Source organism: Winogradskyella marina, assembly GCF_015645385.1.
Lineage (GTDB): Bacteria > Bacteroidota > Bacteroidia > Flavobacteriales > Flavobacteriaceae > Winogradskyella > Winogradskyella marina.
The window spans coordinates 319,928-339,195 of sequence record NZ_JADOET010000001.1 but is presented as its reverse complement, the minus strand read 5'-3'; the positions used below and the strand labels follow the sequence as shown (position 1 = coordinate 339,195).

At 33.8% G+C, this 19,268-nt stretch carries 17 protein-coding genes; 10 read left to right on the top strand and 7 right to left on the bottom strand.

What is annotated here, in order from left to right; translation table 11 throughout:
- The first annotated feature begins 13 nt into the window (after window positions 1-13).
- The 4 genes from ITJ86_RS01545 to ITJ86_RS01530 all read left to right on the top strand — a co-directional run bounded on the left by ITJ86_RS01545 (window position 14) and on the right by ITJ86_RS01530 (window position 6,915).
- Window positions 14-2,212: a S9 family peptidase gene (locus tag ITJ86_RS01545; protein ID WP_195869840.1), complete on the top strand. Its 2,199-nt coding sequence runs from the start codon at window positions 14-16 to the stop codon at window positions 2,210-2,212.
- Between the two features lie 42 nt (window positions 2,213-2,254).
- Complete coding sequence (locus tag ITJ86_RS01540; protein ID WP_195869839.1) at window positions 2,255-4,084, top strand: peptide MFS transporter; 1,830 nt, start codon at window positions 2,255-2,257, stop codon at window positions 4,082-4,084.
- A 76-nt stretch (window positions 4,085-4,160) separates the two neighbouring features.
- Entirely contained in the window at window positions 4,161-6,281 is a 2,121-nt protein-coding gene (locus tag ITJ86_RS01535) for a peptide MFS transporter (RefSeq protein ID WP_195869838.1), read from the top strand.
- Between the two features lie 85 nt (window positions 6,282-6,366).
- Window positions 6,367-6,915 carry a thioredoxin family protein gene (locus tag ITJ86_RS01530; protein ID WP_195869837.1) on the top strand — a complete coding sequence of 183 codons (549 nt, stop codon included), beginning with the start codon at window positions 6,367-6,369 and terminating at the stop codon, window positions 6,913-6,915.
- Window positions 6,916-6,989: 74 nt separating this feature from the next.
- On the opposite strand, the gene ITJ86_RS01525 is transcribed toward ITJ86_RS01530, so the two are convergent.
- Together ITJ86_RS01525 and ITJ86_RS01520 are read right to left on the bottom strand one after the other, a co-directional pair.
- On the bottom strand, window positions 6,990-9,020 hold the full coding sequence (locus tag ITJ86_RS01525) for a ComEC/Rec2 family competence protein (RefSeq protein ID WP_195869836.1): 2,031 nt from the start codon (window positions 9,018-9,020) through the stop codon (window positions 6,990-6,992).
- Window positions 9,021-9,053: 33 nt separating this feature from the next.
- The gene (locus ITJ86_RS01520; protein ID WP_195869835.1) at window positions 9,054-9,563 is read right to left on the bottom strand and encodes a C40 family peptidase; all 510 of its coding nucleotides are present in this window, start codon (window positions 9,561-9,563) and stop codon (window positions 9,054-9,056) included.
- An 80-nt stretch (window positions 9,564-9,643) separates the two neighbouring features.
- Here ITJ86_RS01520 and ITJ86_RS01515 point away from each other — a divergent pair, with 80 nt between their 5' ends.
- Complete coding sequence (locus ITJ86_RS01515; protein ID WP_195869834.1) at window positions 9,644-9,934, top strand: hypothetical protein; 291 nt, start codon at window positions 9,644-9,646, stop codon at window positions 9,932-9,934.
- On the opposite strand, the gene lpxB is transcribed toward ITJ86_RS01515, so the two are convergent.
- From lpxB to surE, 3 genes are read right to left on the bottom strand one after another with little or no spacing between them, the layout of a single operon-like run.
- Window positions 9,924-11,036, bottom strand: a complete 1,113-nt coding sequence (gene lpxB, locus ITJ86_RS01510) for a lipid-A-disaccharide synthase (RefSeq protein ID WP_195869833.1) — start codon at window positions 11,034-11,036, stop codon at window positions 9,924-9,926. The genes ITJ86_RS01515 and lpxB overlap by 11 nt on opposite strands.
- Window positions 11,037-11,081: 45 nt before the next feature.
- A complete protein-coding gene (locus ITJ86_RS01505; protein ID WP_195869832.1) occupies window positions 11,082-11,366 on the bottom strand; it encodes a hypothetical protein in 285 nt (94 codons plus the stop codon).
- 28 nt (window positions 11,367-11,394) lie between these two features.
- Window positions 11,395-12,168, bottom strand: coding sequence for a 5'/3'-nucleotidase SurE (surE, locus tag ITJ86_RS01500; RefSeq protein WP_195869831.1), 774 nt, complete (start codon window positions 12,166-12,168; stop codon window positions 11,395-11,397).
- A gap of 256 nt (window positions 12,169-12,424) precedes the next feature.
- Between surE and ITJ86_RS01495 the strand changes: the two genes are divergently transcribed.
- Both ITJ86_RS01495 and ITJ86_RS01490 read left to right on the top strand, forming a co-directional pair.
- The gene (locus tag ITJ86_RS01495) at window positions 12,425-14,560 is read left to right on the top strand and encodes a carboxy terminal-processing peptidase (RefSeq protein WP_195869830.1); all 2,136 of its coding nucleotides are present in this window, start codon (window positions 12,425-12,427) and stop codon (window positions 14,558-14,560) included.
- A 137-nt stretch (window positions 14,561-14,697) separates the two neighbouring features.
- Window positions 14,698-15,792 (top strand): ABC transporter permease, encoded by a 1,095-nt coding sequence (locus tag ITJ86_RS01490; protein WP_195869829.1) that lies wholly within the window; start codon window positions 14,698-14,700, stop codon window positions 15,790-15,792.
- On the opposite strand, the gene yihA is transcribed toward ITJ86_RS01490, so the two are convergent.
- Both yihA and ITJ86_RS01480 read right to left on the bottom strand, forming a co-directional pair.
- Window positions 15,789-16,403: a ribosome biogenesis GTP-binding protein YihA/YsxC gene (gene yihA / locus ITJ86_RS01485; protein WP_195869828.1), complete on the bottom strand. Its 615-nt coding sequence runs from the start codon at window positions 16,401-16,403 to the stop codon at window positions 15,789-15,791. The two genes, ITJ86_RS01490 and yihA, sit on opposite strands and share 4 nt — an antisense overlap.
- Before the next feature lie 95 nt (window positions 16,404-16,498).
- Window positions 16,499-17,263: an alpha/beta fold hydrolase gene (locus ITJ86_RS01480; RefSeq protein ID WP_195869827.1), complete on the bottom strand. Its 765-nt coding sequence runs from the start codon at window positions 17,261-17,263 to the stop codon at window positions 16,499-16,501.
- 285 nt (window positions 17,264-17,548) lie between these two features.
- Here ITJ86_RS01480 and mraZ point away from each other — a divergent pair, with 285 nt between their 5' ends.
- Genes mraZ through ITJ86_RS01465 form a run of 3 tightly spaced genes read left to right on the top strand, consistent with a single transcriptional unit; the run spans window position 17,549 to window position 19,225 of the window.
- Complete coding sequence (gene mraZ / locus ITJ86_RS01475) at window positions 17,549-18,019, top strand: division/cell wall cluster transcriptional repressor MraZ (RefSeq protein ID WP_195869826.1); 471 nt, start codon at window positions 17,549-17,551, stop codon at window positions 18,017-18,019.
- Window positions 18,006-18,902 carry a 16S rRNA (cytosine(1402)-N(4))-methyltransferase RsmH gene (rsmH, locus tag ITJ86_RS01470; RefSeq protein WP_195869825.1) on the top strand — a complete coding sequence of 299 codons (897 nt, stop codon included), beginning with the start codon at window positions 18,006-18,008 and terminating at the stop codon, window positions 18,900-18,902. The genes mraZ and rsmH overlap by 14 nt, the downstream gene beginning before the upstream one ends.
- Window positions 18,899-19,225, top strand: coding sequence for an FtsL-like putative cell division protein (locus ITJ86_RS01465; RefSeq protein ID WP_195869824.1), 327 nt, complete (start codon window positions 18,899-18,901; stop codon window positions 19,223-19,225). Before rsmH ends, ITJ86_RS01465 begins: the two co-directional genes overlap by 4 nt.
- Window positions 19,226-19,268: the final 43 nt, after the last annotated feature.

Sequence of the window (19,268 nt, the reverse complement as noted above, 5' to 3'; positions counted from 1 at the left end):
AAACATAAAATTTATGAGCTTGAGACACGTTGCGGCTGTATTCGCCTTTTTAATGACTTCCTTAGTTTTTTGTCAGGAAAAACAACTTACACTTCAAGAAATCTGGAGTGGTGAATTTAGAACAGAAGGTATGCAAGCCTTACATTCCATGGCGAATGGGAACCAGTATTCGGTGTTAAATTTTGATAGGCAAAGCCGAACTTCAACCATAGATATTTACGATTATAAGACATTAAAAAAAGTGAAGACCTTAGTCTCTTCCGCGGATATTTCTGAGATTAGAGGTTTCTATGATTATTCATTTAGTGCCGATGAATCTAAACTAATCTTAACTACAAAATCGGAACCTGTATTTAGACGTTCGACTTTAGGTGAGTATTATATTTATGATATCGCATCAAAAACAGTAACCAAAGTATCTGATGATTTGGTGCAAGAACCAACATTATCACCAGATGGTACTAAAGTAGCGTATGGATTTGAAAATAATTTATATGTAAAAAACTTAACATCAGGAAAGGTTGATCAAATCACAACAGATGGTGAAAAAAATAAAATAATCAACGGTATTACAGACTGGGTTTACGAAGAAGAGTTTGCTTTTGTAAGAGCTTTTGATTGGAATGCAGATAGCAACCAAATTGCCTATATTAAGTTTGATGAGTCTGAAGTGCCAGAATTTTCAATGGATGTGTATGGTTCAGAATTGTATCAAACGCAGCACGTGTTCAAATACCCAAAAGCAGGTGAAGCAAATTCTAAAGTGTCTTTGCAATTGTATAATGTAGATGACAAAAGCACCATAGAATTAAGCGAAGGTAAACCAGGTGATTTTTATATTCCTAGATTACAGTGGACAAATGACCCTAATATTTTAAGCGTTCAATTTATGAACCGTCATCAAAATGAGTTAGATCTTATACTTTTTGATACTAAAGAAAAGACAATGATTAATGTACTAGCTGAGATAGATAAAGCGTATATAGATGTAACTTTTAATCTTACATTTTTAAAAGATAATAGTTTTATATGGACGAGTGAAAAAGATGGTTTTAACCATATTTATCATTATTCAAAAGAAGGGAATTTAATTAATCAAGTAACCAAAGGAAATTGGGAAGTCACCAACTACTATGGTTTTAATGAGAAAGCCAACACCATTTATTACCAATCTACAGAGAATGGTTCTATAAATAGAGATGTCTATTCAATTCAGCTAAATGGCAAAAACAAAAAACGTCTGACTCAGAAGAATGGAACAAATAGTGCTTCATTCAGTGCTGATTTTACGTATTTCATAAATACATTTTCAAGCGCAACAACTCCACAAGAATATACATTATACGATTCTAAATCTGGTAAAATAGTAAAGCAGATTAAAGATAATAATGCACTAACTACAAAGTTGGAAGATTATGTGATGTCTGAAAAAGAATTCAGCACTATAACAGTAAATGGCAATGACTTAAACATGTGGACGATAAAGCCTAAGGATTTTGATGCGAACAAAACATATCCATTATTTATGTATCAATATTCTGGTCCAGGATCGCAGCAAGTGGCAAATCGTTGGAATATCACTAACGATTATTGGTATCAAATGTTAGCACAAGAAGGTTATATCGTTGTTTGTATTGATGGACGAGGAACTGGTTATAAAGGATCTGACTTTAAAAAAGTAACTCAAAACGAACTTGGTAAATACGAAGTTGAAGACCAGATTGAAGCCGCAAAGCAACTAGGAAAATTAGACCACATTGACGAATCGCGAATAGGAATTTGGGGTTGGAGTTATGGTGGTTTTATGAGTAGTAATGCACTTCTTAAAGGAAACGATGTCTTTAAAATGGCGATTGCAGTAGCACCTGTTACAAGTTGGAGATTCTATGATACAATTTATACAGAGCGTTACATGACCACACCTCAAGAAAATCCAAGTGGTTATGATGAAAATTCGCCGATCAATCACGTTGATAAACTTAAAGGTGATTATTTATTAATTCATGGAACAGGTGATGATAATGTGCATGTGCAAAACACCATGTTAATGGTTGAAGCTTTAATACAAGCCGATAAGCAATTTGAATGGATGATTTATCCAGATAAAAACCACGGTATTTATGGTGGCAACACGAGACTGCACTTATATAAAAAGATGACAAATTTTATCCATAAAACATTGGGTGATAAATTAAAAGCATCTGAAAATTAGAAATCTTTATATTAACAATTCAACTAACTAAACTATAAAATTATGTCAACAACAACTCAGCCAATTAAACGAAAGGAACTTTTTGGGCATCCAGTAGGACTTTTTATTTTGTTTTTTACAGAAATGTGGGAGCGATTTTCTTATTACGGAATGCGAGGAATTCTTGTGCTTTATATGGCAGCATCAGCTACTGCAATTGACCCAGGGTTGGGTTGGTCTAATAAAGATGCTATTTGGTTATATGGTTGGTATACGATGCTAGTTTATGTAGCTTCAATCCCAGGAGGTTGGATTGCCGATAAGTTTTTAGGCCAAAAGAAAACTGTAATGCTTGGTGGGTTGTTGCTTTGTGCTGGCCATGGAGTATTAGCAATCCCTCAAAGTTGGGCGTTTTTTACGGGTCTTATTTTAATTATTTTAGGAGTTGGTGGACTTAAACCTAACATCTCAACGATGGTTGGAGGTCTCTATAAAGAAGGAGATATTAGACGTGATAGTGGTTTTACTATATTTTATATCGGAATTAACATAGGTGCATTTTTGGCAAGTATTACGGTAGGTTTAGTAGCCTATTATTATGGTTGGCATTATGGATTTGGTTTAGCTGGTATTGGTATGTTAGTTGGTCAGGCTGTATTTATTTGGGGCCAAAAATACTTAAAAGGAGTTGGTGAATTCACAGGAGGAAGTCAGGCAACAGAAGCTGAACGATTAGCTTCAAAACGTCCTTTAAGTAAAATTGAAAAGGATAGAGTGGTTGTTTTATTAATTTCATTCTTAATCGTTGTGGTGTTCTGGGGAGCTTTTGAACAAGCAGGTGGCCTAATGAATCTTTACACAGATGCTAAAGTCGATAGATTTATCGGATTGAGCTGGTTAGAAGAAATACCTGCGGCAGTTTTTCAATCTTTAAATGCAGGTTATATCATAATTTTTGGAACCGTGATAGGTGGTTTCTGGATTTGGTGGAAGAAAAAAGGAAAGGAATCATCTTCTTTATTCAAAATGGCCATTGGTACCATAATTATGGGACTAGGTTATGTGTTTATGATGTTTGCATCGCAAGAAGCTAGTGCAGAAACTTTTGGTAAAGCAGCTATGGTTTGGATTTTCTTGGCTTATTTGTTCCATACGATAGGTGAGCTGTGTACATCGCCAGTTTCATTATCTTTCATTACAAAATTGGCACCTTTGAAATATGCGTCTATTATGATGGGTGTTTATTTTGCAGCAACAGGTTTTGGAAACAAATTAGCAGGAAGTATAGGTGAAGCATCACAATTGGAGTCTTTTACAGGTGAAATGGTAGTGAGTAAACAAGAAATTATACCATTTATATCTAAAGAAACCTTCAAAGTTAAAAATGAAAATAAGGAAGTTGTCGAAATAACAGAGTATCCTATTAATGAAGATAAAAATTTCAGCATTAAATCTACAGTTTACCCAGAGAATGGACAAGTCGTATTTAAAGATTTTGAAACTGGTAAGGATTTGAATGCATTATTTAAAATGTCTCAAGGTGAAGACTCAAATTCAAAGCAGTTATTAGAGGATTTGACCGAAAACAACGTTTCTGCTTCAAACCCATATCATGCAAAATTAGTATTCGAAAAGGATAAAGATAAAGCTCAGATTACTGAAAATAAAGGAGATGGAAATGACTATGGAGTGTCTTTTGTTTTAGAAGAAGAACAAAGTGAGCAAGAATATGCAACGTTCATGTGGTTAACTATATTTACAGTAGCTTTCGGTTTATTACTTTTATTGTTCTTGAAAAAATTGAAGAAATTAACTCATGGAGCAGAAGATAATGAGCATGAAATATTGGAACAAGAACCATTTGAACTTGCTAATCCAGACCTAAACGAATAACTACTATTTATTAAAAGCCAAACTCTTGTACAATATTTAGTATAAGAGTTTTGGCTTACTAACTAAACTATTATATATGAATACAGACATCGAAAACCTGTTTAAAGATAAAGTTCTTGGACATCCTGCTGGACTTTTTGTATTGTTTTTTACAGAAATGTGGGAACGTTTTTCCTTTTACGGAATGCGTGTATTATTGGTAAATTTCTTGACCATGGCAGCCATTGGCTATAATCCAGGTTGGGAATGGACTGTTGAAAATGCAGGTGCACTTTTTGGGACTTATGCCATGCTACTTTATATAACTCCGATTATTGGTGGTTGGCTTGCAGATAAATATACAGGATATCGATGGGCTGTTATTATTGGGTCGTTAATTATGACCGCAGGTCATGCTTCTATGGCTATTGAAACAGAGTTTTCATTGTACTTTGGTTTGTTCTTATTAGTTGTAGGTACAGGTTTCTTTAAACCAACTATGACTTCTATTATTTCAGATATGTATAAAAAAAACCCAGAGAAAAAAGATGGTGCTTATACCATCTATTATATGGGAGTGAACGCAGGAGCATTTTTCGGAATGATGCTTTGTGGTTACTTAGCTGAAAAAGTAGGTTGGGCTTATGGTTTTGGGCTTGCGGGAATCTTCATGTTATTAGGAACTATTCAGTTTTGGTTAGCAGGTCCTTTGTTTGGGAAAATTGGAGCTAAACCATCTAAAGTTCATGACGTAGAGTTACCTCAAAATATTAACGAAGAAAGTGTAGAAGTTGAAGATTCTACGGAAGAAAAAGAAGAACGACCAAATCCATTTACAACTTTCGATAAAGTTTTAATTATTATTTCCTCTATTATTGGTCTTGGGTATGCTATTAACGATCCAATGTCAAAAATTGGAGGCATAGATATGTTTTCATTTTTGCAAATTGGTGATTTTGAAGGACAATATACGGCTGTACTTTTTGCGCTATTGTTGTTTTTAATTTTAGTAATTGGACGAATTCTACGATATACTGCTGTGGTGAGGGATAGAATGATTGCGTTTATCATATTTGCTTTTTTTACGGTATTCTTTTGGATGTCATTTGAGCAAGGTGCATCATCTTTAGTGATATTTGCAAGAGACAATGTAGATCGAATGCTAAGTGGTAATTCGGCTACCATTTTCAACGTGGTTAACACCTTACTTACGGTAATTCCATTAATTATTATTTCTTATGTGCTATATGTCCTATGGAAAAAAACATTCAGTAAAATTGCAGGTTCAAACATTGTATTGGTTCTCTGTTTTTTATTGATGTGGGGAATTGTTGGTTGGATGCTTAACAGAGATTATAACACTATTGCTTATGATGTTGAATACTCTGCTATTGAACAACCTGATTTAGATGAAGACGGTAAGCAGAAAAAGGATAAAGACGGTAAATTACAGTTCGTTTATATTCCAGTTTCTGAAAATACTGCAGCTAATTCTGACCACCAAGTAGTAACAAGAACTACTTCTATTGCAGAACCACTGACTTTTAATTTGGGTGATAAATTAAACATAACACCTAAAAATAATGACGGTACTGAATTTGGGGTTTTAGATGATACACGTTTAGAACTCACTAGACAAAAAGGGAAAGAGTTAAATAGAGATAATGGAGTTGTGGCAGCTACAATTACCAATGTACGTGAAAACGAAGTTGAAATAACAGTATCTTGGTTTAGTATTTTAAACTCCTTTTTTATTATCGTTTTTGCATCTTTCTTTTCAAAATGGTGGGAAAGTAAATACAATCCAAGTGCCGCAACTAAATATGCGCTGGGTTTAAGTGTAATGGGAATTGGTTTTGGCTTACTAGCATTTGGTGCATTTGGCATTGTAGATGGAGTAAAAGTGAGTATGATTTGGCTGATTTTAGCCTATCTATTCCATACACTTGGAGAACTCTGTTTATCTCCTGTAGGGCTATCGTATGTAAGTAAGTTAGTGCCTGGAAGAATGATTGCCTTAATGTTTGGAATGTGGTATTTGGCCATTGCCATAGGTAATAAGTTAGCGGCAGTACTAGGTGGTCAGATAGAAAACATTACAAAGGAGTACAGCTTGTCAACTTTCTTTTTGATTTTTACAATTGTGCCTATAATTGCAGGACTTGTAATATTCTTTTTAAACCCATTACTTAAAAAACTAATGCACGGAGTACGCTAAGTAAACCGTTAAATATATCTAAAATGCTCCTGTTTAGGAGCATTTTTTGTAAGTTCGGAGCATTATTTGCTACAAATCGAATATGATGAAAAAAATAACTTTAGGATTAATTGCTGTTTTTGCTTTTTCAATAGTAGGAATCGCACAAGAGATTAACTGGGTCACTATGGACGAAGCATTGGAGCTTCAGAAAAAAGAACCTAAAAAGATTTTTATGGATGTGTATACCAATTGGTGTGGTCCTTGTAAAATGTTAGATAAAAATACGTTTGGTAATGCAGATGTTGCAGCTTTTGTCAATGAACATTATTATGCTGTAAAGTTTAATGCCGAAGGGAATGAAGAGGTCACATACAAAGACAATACATTTAAGAATCCAAATTACGACGCTACAAAAGCTAATAGACGAAATAGCGCACATGAATTTTCGAGATACTTACAAGTTAGGGCTTATCCAACAATGGTATTTTTTGATGAAGAAGGTGGTGTGATTTCTCCAGTGCAAGGGTATTTAAAACCACAGCAGTTAGAACTGTATTTAAAGATTTTTCAAAGTGATAAGTATAAAGAAATGACCTCCCAAAAGCAGTTCAATGAATACTACAAATCATTTAAACCTACGTTTAAAGAATAAGTTGATGTTGGGTTGAGCCTTAGACTGCGCTCAGGATAAACTAAAGTTGAAACCGATTTATGTCTTCAACTTTATTATTTAATAATAAAAGCTCCCTTTTCATTAGTTTGATGGAAAGGGATTTTTTTATGCTCACAAGTTTCCTTCCAGCGTTTTAAGTACGATTTATAATTACTTGCATCAGCAATAATAAGTTCAGGTTTTAAACTGTCTATAACTCTATTGAGATTCAATCTTGGTGAGTTTCGTAATAAAATATAATGTGGCCGAAACGTAACTTCCTTGTAAACGGCTAAACTATCAATTTCTAAAATAACCTTATTCTTAAACGCGTAAACCGATTGTAAACTATCTAAAGTAATCGTGTCTATTGCTTCACCAACCTTGTAATTCGTAATGGTATAATCTGATTTTAGTTTTTTAAAATCATAGTTGTGATAGAGCATTAATTTTTCATTTTGCTTTTTACCAATGATAGAATAACGACTCTTATTAAAAATTATAAATGCGTCATTTTGAGTCTGATGTTTGTTGTAAAAGTAAACTCCTTGAAGCCCAATAATCGCGATCAAACTAAGTGCAATCCATTTAAAGTTTCGGAATTTATAAGCTTGTACTAAAGCCATTATAATTGCATAAGTAGCCACAACCTGAAGTATCGTAAAAGGAATATCTCTGAACAGAAAGTTTTCAAATTGCGCCACCCAAGCTATAAATCCATTTAAGCAATCAATGATAAAACTATAAGTTATAACTAGGAAATTTGGTATTACATTTAGTAAAGCCAAAACAATAACCAGTATGCCCAAACCTAGTATGAGTCCTAAAAACGGAATGACAACAAGGTTAGAAATAAAAAACAATCCTGGAAATTGATGAAAATAAAATAGGCTAATGGGAACAACTCCAATTTGAGCTGCTAAAGTCACAGTGAAGATTTGCCAAGGTTTATCTATAATCCAATATTTGGGTTTCCAAAGTTTATAAAAAATAGGTTGAATAGTAACAATACCTAATACGGCCAAATAACTCATTTGAAATCCGACAGCAAATAAAAACGCAGGTTTAAATAGCAAAATAAGGAATGCAGAAATAATTAAGGTATTATAAATGTTAGTTCTTCGTTTAAGATGCATTGCGATACTAATAACACTAAACATGGTTACGGCTCGTGTTACAGAAGGACGTAATCCGGCTATAACAGCAAAACTCCATAATAAGGCGACTAAAATGATTGGTCTAATAAAATGACCATATTTAAGACGGAGTAATGGTTTAAATATGACATTTAGAATTATTAAAATAATACCAACATGAAGGCCTGAAACCGCCAAAATATGAATGGTTCCAGAGTTAACATAATTATCATATACGGTTTTATCAATGGTTTGTCGTTGGCCCAATAAAAGCGCATTCATTATACTTAGTGCATCGCCTGTAAAACCAGCTTCTACAAGTTTTAAGTTAATTTTAGTTCTTAAAGCATCAGCATAACCGTAAATGGTTCTTTTTGAATCTGAAAGTAGTAAGATGTTTGTTGAATTGAGGTAAAGTTGATGATATACCTGTTGCATTTCTAGATACTTACCATAATCAAACTGATGCGGATTTAGTGGTTTTTGAATCACTTTTAATTCAGATGACGTAAAGAATATATCATCTACATATATAGGCTTCGAAATACTATCGCGTTTAATATTAATTAATAAACGACCTATCGCTTCCTTATCGTTAAAGGATGTAATAGCAACAATATATTTGTCATTATAAGCGTCTGGTTTTAGTCGTTCTTCAATTTGAAAAACGATGGAATTATAATTTTCGCTAGCATTGAGATGTGTATAATGGTGAGGTCGCAGTTTTTCGTCTTGTATATTGTAAGACGTCATACCAACACCTATCATACAGCAGCAAGCTAAAATGCCAAAATAGGGTGCACGATTAATTTTTGATCTTAAAATTAGCCAATACACTCCTAGAGCAAATACCAGAGCAATAGTGAGACATAAAACGACATGAAAATCTAGCTTTAGGTAATGCGCCAAAAGAATGCCAAGAACCAAACAAATGGTTAGTTTTATTATGGTAAAATTTAGTAACTTCATGATTATGAGTTACTAAGATAAAGAAAATGTAAATTACAAGACGCGTCTTGCTTGCACAAAAGAGAAATACCAATACTTTTCAGCCAAGGAAGAAATCATAACACCTCTACTACTAGAGGCATGGAGAAACTCAACATTGCCTGGTCGCACACTGGTTACAATACCAACATGGTTCACGTTTCGGCTGTTCTTTTTAGTTGCAAAAAACACCAAATCACCAACGTTAACTTCTTTTAAGTCTATCCAATCACCTGTACTTTTAAGTGTAGATGTAGTTCTAGGTAAATTGACATCATATTTTTTATAACTCGTATGTATCAAGCCAGAACAATCCATGCCTTTTTTAGTGGTACCTCCATATTTGTAACGTGTGCCACTAAAAGTTTTTGCATATTTTACAATGGATTCTGCTTCAGCCGTAGGTTTGGCAGTCGTATTTACTTTTACAGAATGTGTCTGTCTATTTTTACTAGAAGCTGTTTTTTTAGATTTACAGCTCACTATAAATAAGGTCAAAAATAAGAATGGAAGTAAACGTTTCATTTAAGTGTTTAGTAGGAGTAGTTACTTTGAAGTCGAAATTAATAAAAAAAGATGATGAATTTTTATAAATTTATAGAATCATGAAAATTATAACACTTTATTCTGAAGTAGAGCATTTTATTTTTGCAGGCATAGCTTTAATAACAGTAATGGTATTTTTTAATTTGCTGTCAAAAAGATTACATTCTCAAGAGGAAGAATCTAATTATTTACCTGAAGATAACGTCGATATTAATTTAGATTATTATGTGCTAAATTTCGATGGCACTTTTGTTAAACAGAAAAAAATAAGTTTTAAATCTCAAATTATTTTATGTGTTTTGGCATTTGCCATTATATGCATTCCTCTAAATAAACTTATTAATTTTTAATCGCGTTATAAATTAAACTAGCGGTTTTTTCACTAGCTCCACGACCTCCTAATTTCTTCTCTAGTTCATAATATTCCAAAAAGAGTTGTTCTCGTTTTTTGGTGTCTAAAATGGCTGTTAATTCTTTTTTAAGTCGCTTTTTGTTTAGATCTCCTTGGATGAGTTCCGTAACCACTTCACGATCCATAATTAAATTCACTAACGAAATATATTTTAAAGTAATAATTCGTTTGGCTATCTGATAAGAAATGGCATTGGCTTTATAGCAAACCACTTGTGGGACTTTAAACAAAGCTGTTTCTAACGTGGCAGTACCAGAAGTCACTAATGCAGCCGTTGAAATACTCAGTAAATCATACGTTTTATTAGATATAAATTTAATGTTTTTCTTCTTTATAAAACTTTTGTAAAAGTCAAAATCCTGACTTGGTGCTCCAGCAATAACAAACTGATAGTCCTTAAAATCATCAACTAAACTGAGCATTACGCCAAGCATTTTTGTGATTTCTTGCTTTCTACTTCCAGGTAATAAGGCGATGATAGGTTGGTCGCTAAGCTTGTGTTCTTCTCTAAAAACTTGGTCATTAACTTGGGGTCTGTTTGCAATAGCATCAATCAGTGGATGACCAACAAAATTAATATCGTAGTCATATTTTTTATAAAATGCTTTTTCAAATGGAAGGATGCAGTACATAGCATCAACATCTTGTTTTATTTTTTCAACTCTACTTGCTCTAGATGCCCAAACTTGAGGTGAAATATAATAATGGGTTTTATAATTGTGTGCTTTTGCCCATTTGGCAATTCTTAAGTTGAAACCAGAATTATCAATAAAAATTATTACATCTGGTTGAAATTTTTCGATATCAGATTTACAGAACTTTATTTGACCTAAAACTTTTCTGAGGTTAAGTATAACTTCAGCAAAACCCATAAATTGACGGTCCTTATAATGCATTACTAATTCACCACCAACACGCTGCATAAGGTCGCCTCCCCAAAATCTTATGTTGGCTTCCTCGTCTTGTTTAAACAACGCCTTCATGAGGTTAGAACCATGCAAATCGCCTGAAGCTTCACCAGCAATGATATAGTATTTCATGTGTGTTTTATTGCTTTTTATACGTCAAAGGAACAATTTAAATAATCAGTTAAAAAATTTAATAACCATTGTTATAATTAGTATTACCACTGTAGAAATTAAAACTCCTTTTGCTCTGTGGTCTTTATTCTTCTTCAAGAAAATGAAAAATGCTCCTAAGTTGAGTAGGGCACCAATACTCATTAGTTTTGTGAAAAAACCTTCGGTAATGGCTTGTTCAATTACAGTTCCCCAATCATCAGAGTGTCCAAAAATCTGAATAGCAAAAATAAATCCAAAAATTGTAGCGATAACGCCAACTGCAAATCCTATTAAAATCTCTTTTTTCATATGCTATTTGGTCTAAACGCCGTAGTGTTTAGTTGTTTAATTTCCAGGTGTTTAAGTTTTGAATCGTGTGATGTGCGGTTAAATCAAAATGAACAGGCACAACAGAGACATAACCATGTTCTAAAGCCCATTCGTCGGTATCTTGCCCTTTGTCCATATTTACAAATTTACCACTTAGCCAGTAATATTCACGACCCATTGGGTTGGTGCGTTTGTCAAACTCTTCTTTCCAATTGGCACGCGCTTGTCGGCAAACCTTAATGCCTTTTATAGCTTTTTTTTCAAGGTTTGGTATGTTTACATTTAGAACAACACCGTCTGGTAATCCATGTTCTAAAACTCGTCTTGTAATGGTTTCTACAAAAGATTTACAATGTTCAAAATTTGCATTCCAGTTGTAATCTAATAACGAAAACCCAATGGCAGGAATACTCTCAATACCAGCTTCTAAAGCCGCGCTCATTGTACCCGAATAAATAACGTTTATTGATGAATTAGATCCGTGGTTTATTCCCGAAACACAAATGTCTGGTCGTCTACCTAAAATTTCATTAACAGCGAGTTTTACACAATCTGCAGGAGTGCCAGAACAACTATATTCAGGTTGCTTACCATCTATAGTTACTTTTTCCATATGTAATGTAGAATTGATGGTAATAGCATGTCCCATTGCGCTTTGAGGACTGTCTGGTGCAACCACCACAACATCTCCAATGTCGTTCATTACAGAAATTAAAGTTCTTAATCCTGGAGCAGTGATGCCATCATCATTGGTAACTAAAATTAAAGGGCGTGCTGACATTTCGTACAAAAGTTTAATGAGTTGTAAAAATACTAAAAAAGGTAGCGATTTATGAGTAATCTTAGCTTTAACAAAAAAATAGGCTATCTATTTTTTATGGCACGGTTTTTTCTACTATTTTAGTGAAAAATTGAGAACCTACTTAATAATAATCATTTAAGGAATTAATGGACTAAAACAAAGTATCAGCTTCAATTGAAGAGTTTTGATGATTGTTTAAGTTGTTTTTACCGAATTAATACAATAAAAAAGAATTATGAAAGGGAAATATAAATTTTTGCTACTCGCTTTATTGATAGCATTCGCCTCATGCAGTTTTACAAGTAAGAAATTTGAAGATCCAGATAAGGATAAATTACTGATGCAGCTTATTACGTATCTTTTAGATCAAGGTCATTTTGAGCCAAAGGACATTAATGATGATTTTTCATTTGAAGTATTTGAAGATTATTTGAATAACGTCGATCAATTTAAGCGATTTTTTTACGCATCAGATATCAAAGAATTTAAAGCTTATCAAGATAAAATAGATGATCAAATTAAAGCGTATGATGTGTCATTTTTCAACCTTACACATCAACGCCTATTACAACGTATTGCAGAAGCAAAAACAATCTATACTGAAATTTTAGAAAAACCATTCGATTTTTCTAAAGATGAAGACTATGTTGCAGATTATGAGGACTTAACTTACGCTACAAATAAGCGTGAATTGAAAGAGCGTTGGAGACAACAACTTAAATTTTCAACCATTGCTAATTATGATGAAATAATTTCACAGCAAGAAGCAGATTCAGAAACATCAGAGACTAATGAGAAGAAGTCATTGAAGGAAATTGAAGCTGAAGCACGATTAGCAACAAAAGAATCAATCGATGTATTGTACGATTATATTGAAGACAGAACACGTAACGATTGGTTTTCTGTTTATATCAATGCAATTGTAGAAGGCTTTGATCCGCATACATTTTATTTTGCACCGGAAGATAAGGAGCGTTTTGATAGAGATATTTCTGGAAAGTTTGAAGGAATAGGTGCTCGTTTACAAAAGAAAGTAGATGGTATTCTGGTTGACGAAGTTATTAGTGGTGGACCAGCATGGAGAGGAAACGAATTAGAAGTTGGCGATCAAATTCTTAAAGTAAAACAAGAAGATGAAAACGAGTCAATCAATGTGGTTGGCATGCGCTTAGCTGACGCAATTAAATATATAAAAGGCCCAAAAGGAACAGTTGTTACATTAACCTTGAAAAAAGTAGATGGAACTATTCAAGACATTTCTATAACAAGAGATGTGGTTGAATTAGAAGAAACCTACGCAAAATCTTCGATAGTAGAAAAAGAAGGAAAGACCTTTGGTGTCATAAATTTACCTAAGTTCTATATCAGTTTTGAAGATTATAACGAACGAAATGCGGCTTCAGATATTAAAAAAGAAATTTTAAGGTTAAAAGAAGAAGGTGTTGAAGGCTTGGTTATGGACCTAAGAAATAATGGTGGAGGTTCGTTACAAACCGTTGTAGATATTGCAGGCTTGTTTATAGAAGAAGGGCCAATTGTGCAAGTAAAAACAACAGGTTCTGCAAAAGAAGTACTTGCGGATAAAGATAAGTCTATTGTTTGGGATGGACCATTAGTGATATTAGTAAATGAATTGTCTGCTTCTGCATCTGAGATTTTAGCGGCTGCGATGCAAGATTATAAGCGAGGTATCGTCATTGGTAGTAAGCAAACTTACGGTAAAGGAACTGTGCAAACGGTTATGGACCTCAATCGAATGGTTAAGAATAACACTAAGGGAGATATGGGAGCGTTAAAGTTTACCACTCAAAAGTTTTATAGAATTAATGGAGGGTCAACACAATTAGAAGGTGTAAAGAGTGATGTAATTGTCCCAGACCGTTACAGTTATATTGATATAGGAGAAAAAAATCAAGATAACCCTTTAGCTTGGGATAAAATTGATGCTGCTGATTATGAAGTTTGGGGTAATTATTTCGATTACGATACTACAATTAGTAAGAGTAAAGCCAGAATGGCAGCTAATGAACAGTTGAAACTTATTGATGCAAATGCACAATGGGTAAAGAAAATTAGAGATCGTGAGTCGTATTCTTTAAACTATGAGACGTACAAAAAGGAAATGGATATTAACGAAGAAGAAGCAAAACGTTTTGCTAAGCTATCCGAATACCAAACAGACTTAACTTTTACATCGTTGCCTTATGAAGTTAAACTAATGGATAAGGATTCTGTATTGTTAGAAAAGCGTAATCGCTGGCATGAAGCTTTAGCTAAAGATGTGTATGTTGAGGAAGCTATTAATGTACTTCACGATTTAAAAATGACGTATGCTATAAAAAATAAAGTTGCAGAATCTGTGAAGAATTAAGCGACTAAATCTTTAATGGTTCAATACCTTTGTTTCTGTCCTAAATGTTTTAATTATATGGATTGTCCTCTTGAGGAGACTTTAGGGGTGTTTCACTTACTTAAACATTTAACAATGGTACAATTCTAAAGCTCAATATGTCTAACGAAAATAATTCATTAACAAGCTTAGCGCTTCAAAAGTTTAAAAAGAACTTTTGGGGCGTTTTTAGTTTGGCTATCATTACGTGTATTGGGTTAATTTCTATCTTTGCTTATGTGTTTGCACCAGACGCTTCAAAAAATGCGAATCAAATGCATTTGTCTATTCATTCAAAATCACCCGGTTTTGAAGTGCAAATGCTAACCATTCCATCAGGAATTGAAGCGGGTCAAAACTTCTTTTCAAAATTATTCTTCGGAAAAAATAATACAGATACCGAGATTCCTATTCAGTCTTATGAGGTGAAAAATGAGGTTTTACATTATGTAGAATATGCATCAGATGGTTTGCAAGGACAGGAAAAGCAAATCGTTGTGTCACGATTTCCAAATTCAAATTATGAATCTTATATAGAAAACAGAGGATTTGTTTTTGGTACTGATAAATACGGACGCGATTATTTAAGCCGTATTCTAATTGGTTCACGGATTTCATTCTTCATTGGTTTTGTTGCTGTTTTTATTTCCTTAATCGTTGGACTATTAATGGGAAGTTTAGCAGGCTATTATGGTGGTAAAATAGATGCCTTTATTATGTGGATCATAAATATCACGTGGTCCATTCCTACGTTGTTATTAGTTATTGCTATTACACTGGCCTTAGGAAAAGGCTTTTGGCAAGTTTTTATTGCTGTGGGTTTAACGATGTGGGTGGAAGTGGCAAGAGTGGTGAGAGGGCAAATAATTAGTGCTAAGGAAATGCAATATGTTACAGCGGCAAGAGCTTTAGGGTATAATGATTATAGAATTATCACAAAACACATATTGCCCAATATTTTTGGGCCTTTAATCGTCATTTCGGCCGCTAATTTTGCGGCCGCTATTTTAATAGAAAGCGGTTTAAGTTTCTTAGGCATTGGAGCGCAACCACCTATGGCAAGTTGGGGCGCGATGATAAAAGATCATTACAATTATATAATATTAGGAAAACCGTATTTGGCCTTAATTCCAGGACTTTGTATTATGCTATTGGTAATGGCGTTTATGTTAGTTGGTAATGCTTTACGAGATGCTTTGGATGTGAAGACTTAATTAGATTTTAATTCTTCAATCTCTTCATTTGTAGCGCCAATAAACCCTAAAACTTCGTCTTGCCCAATGCCTTTTGAAGAAGACGTTACAAAATAAGGTGGTAATTCTTCCCAAGTTTTCAGAAGTACTTCGCAATACGCTTCAACGTGTTTTTCAATGGCTTTTGGCTTTAGTTTATCAGCTTTGGTGAAGATGATTCCAAAAGGAATGCCGCTTTCACCCAAGTACTGCATAAATTCTAAATCGATCGGTTGAGGTTTATGTCTAATATCAACAAGGACAAATGCAGAAAGTAATTGTTGTCGTTGTTCAAAATAATTGGTAATAAATTTCTGAAACTTCTTCTTAGATGATTTTGAAACACGCGCATAACCATAACCTGGTAAATCTACTAAATACCAATTTTTATTAATCAAAAAGTGATTGATTAACTGTGTTTTTCCTGGTCGTCCAGACGTTTTTGCTAGGCTTTTGCGATCCGTTAGCATGTTAATTAAAGACGATTTGCCCACGTTACTTCGTCCAATAAAAGCATATTCGGGTAAATTATCTTTGGGGCATTTTGCCACTTCAGAATTACTAACTACAAATTCAGCTGATTTTATTTTCATCTTTAGTTCCCATGACAATGGGAATCTTATTTTAATTAAACTTTAAGGTAATTTATTCTTTACTATATAAGAGGCTTTGTGTGAGTTTAAGCTATTTAGAATCCTCTTTTTATTAACCAAGCACTCAATATGTCATTAAATTCTTCAGGGTGTTCCATCATGGCCGCATGGCCGCATTTATCAATCCAATACAACTCAGAATCTGGTAATAACTCATGAAACTCTTCTGCAACTTCTGGTGGAGTTACAGTGTCATTCTTTCCCCAAATAATACAGATAGGTGTATTCATATTTGGTAAATCCTTTGCCATATTATGTCTAATGGCACTTTTTGCTATGGCCAAGGTTTTTATAAGCTTATTGCGGTCATTAACCGTTTCATAGACTTCGTCCACGATGTCTTTGGTTGCTACAGCAGGATCGTAAAACACTTCTTGCGCTTTCTTTTTCATTACTTCGTAATCGCTTCGTTTGGTGTAACCACCTCCCATGGCGCTTTCGTAAAGTCCAGAGCTTCCTGTGATTATAAGCGCTTTTATTTTTTCAGGATATAATTTTGTATGGTATAAACCTATGTGTCCACCTAAAGAGTTACCTAATAAAATAACATCGTCTAAACCTTTAAATTCGATAAAATCCTTTAGGTAATTAGCAAAGTTTTTAACATTGGTTTTTATTAGAGACATGGTGTAAATAGGGAGTTCAGGTATAATAACCTTGTAACCTATAGAACTAAAATGTTTAGTGACTCCGTCAAAGTTACTGAGTCCACCCATTAAGCCATGCAACACAATAATTGGTGTGCCTTCGCCTACTTCAATATATCTAAAATCCTTTTCTTTCTTTAAAAGGTGTGCCATTTGCAAGTTCGTGCTTATGTGTTAGAAACAAATATAACCAAATCCTTTAGAATATAAATAATATGGAAAAAATATCGAAATTTTTTATCGGAAGAATATGACGTTAGAGGTTGTTAATAATTCCCACTTAAAAATAGTTGCTGAAAAGTTGAATTCATTGGTGTTAATATAAGTTGAAGTGGTTTTAAACCAAAACTTATCAACAAATGTGGTAAAATGTGGTAAAAAGTGGTTAAATTTTCAATATCTTTGATTCTTAATCGTTAGAATAGAAAGAAAAACGGATTGAATTCATTTATAGGAACATACGAATGTAAAGCTGATGCTAAAGGGAGGTTAATGATACCTGCTGTCTTAAAAAAACAGTTGTCAGCGGCTTTGCAAGATGGTTTTGTATTAAAGCGCGCTGTGTTTCAACCGTGTTTGGAGTTGTATCCTATGTCTGAATGGAACAAAATGATGGAGAAAATAAATAAGCTCAATCGTTTTAAGAAAAAGAATAATGATTTTATAAGACGATTTACGGCTGGTGTTAAAATTGTTGAAGTAGATAGTACTGGTCGCTTATTAATTCCGAAAAATTTAATCAGTTTTTCAGGTATTACAAAAGAGGTCGTGTTGGCTTCTGCTGTTAATATTCTTGAAATCTGGGATAAAGATAAATACGAACAAGCTATTGATGATGCGGCTTCAGATTTTGCAGATTTGGCCGAAGAAGTCATGGGGCAAGACGATGAAGACAATGGATTATCATAATGCAGTTTTACTAAAAGAAACCGTCGATGGTTTGGCAATTAAGCCAGACGGTGTATATGTCGATGTCACTTTTGGAGGTGGAGGTCATAGTCGTGAAATCTTATCGCGCTTAGGTCCAAACGGAAAATTATTCGCTTTTGATCAAGATAAAGATGCGTTGGTAAATACAATTGATGATGATCGGTTTGTGTTAATCAATGAGAATTTCAGATTTATAAAACGTTTTTTAAGGTTTTATGGCGCTAAAGAGGTTGATGGAGTGTTGGCTGACTTCGGAGTGTCATCGCATCAATTTGATGTTGCCGAACGTGGTTTTTCTACACGCTTTGAAGCTGACTTAGATATGCGAATGAATCAAGATAGTAAGCTGTCGGCATTTGAAGTTATTAATAATTATGACGAAGAACAATTAAGAGCTGTTCTGTTTCAATATGGTGAATTAAGACAAGCGCCTGCAATGGCAAGAGTAATTGTTGGGGCACGTAAGGATGAAGAAATAAAAACAAGCGAACAGTTAAAAGCGGTTTTAAAACAGTTTTTAAACCATCAAAAGGAAAATAAAGTTTTGGCGCAAATCTATCAAGCTATTCGTATTGAAGTGAATCAAGAAATTGAAGTGCTAAAAGAATTATTGCTTCAAACACCAGAGGTTTTAAAAAAGAAAGGTCGCTTAAGTTTTATCTCATACCATTCTTTAGAAGATAGGTTGGTGAAACGCTTTATACGAAATGGCTTGTTTGAAGGTGAGCCAGAACGCGATGTGTTTGGCAATTTTGAAGTGCCATTAAAAAAGGTTGGGAAATTGATAGTTCCAACAAAAGAAGAAATAAAACAAAACAATAGAGCTAGAAGTGCGAAACTGAGGATTGCCGAAAAAATATGAAAAAAAACATATACAGCATATTAAGAGGTAAGTTTCTAATCAGTGATGATTCGTTTAAAAATTGGCGTATCATCATTTTTATTTCATTTCTAGCAATCATAATGATTGCGAGTTCGCATAGTGCTGATCAGAAAGTTTATGAAATCGCAAAACTAACAAATGAAGTAAAAGAATTGCGTTCGGCATTTGTAGATAAAAGAGGAAAGCTAATGCAGCTTAAAAAGGAATCTTTTGTAGAAGCTGAAATGAAAAAAAAAGGAATTGGGATTTCCTTAAACCCACCAACAAAAATAATAGTTAAATCACAACAGCAACAAGACTAAGCTTTGGCAATAACAGAAAAAAACATATTACACAGATTGTACT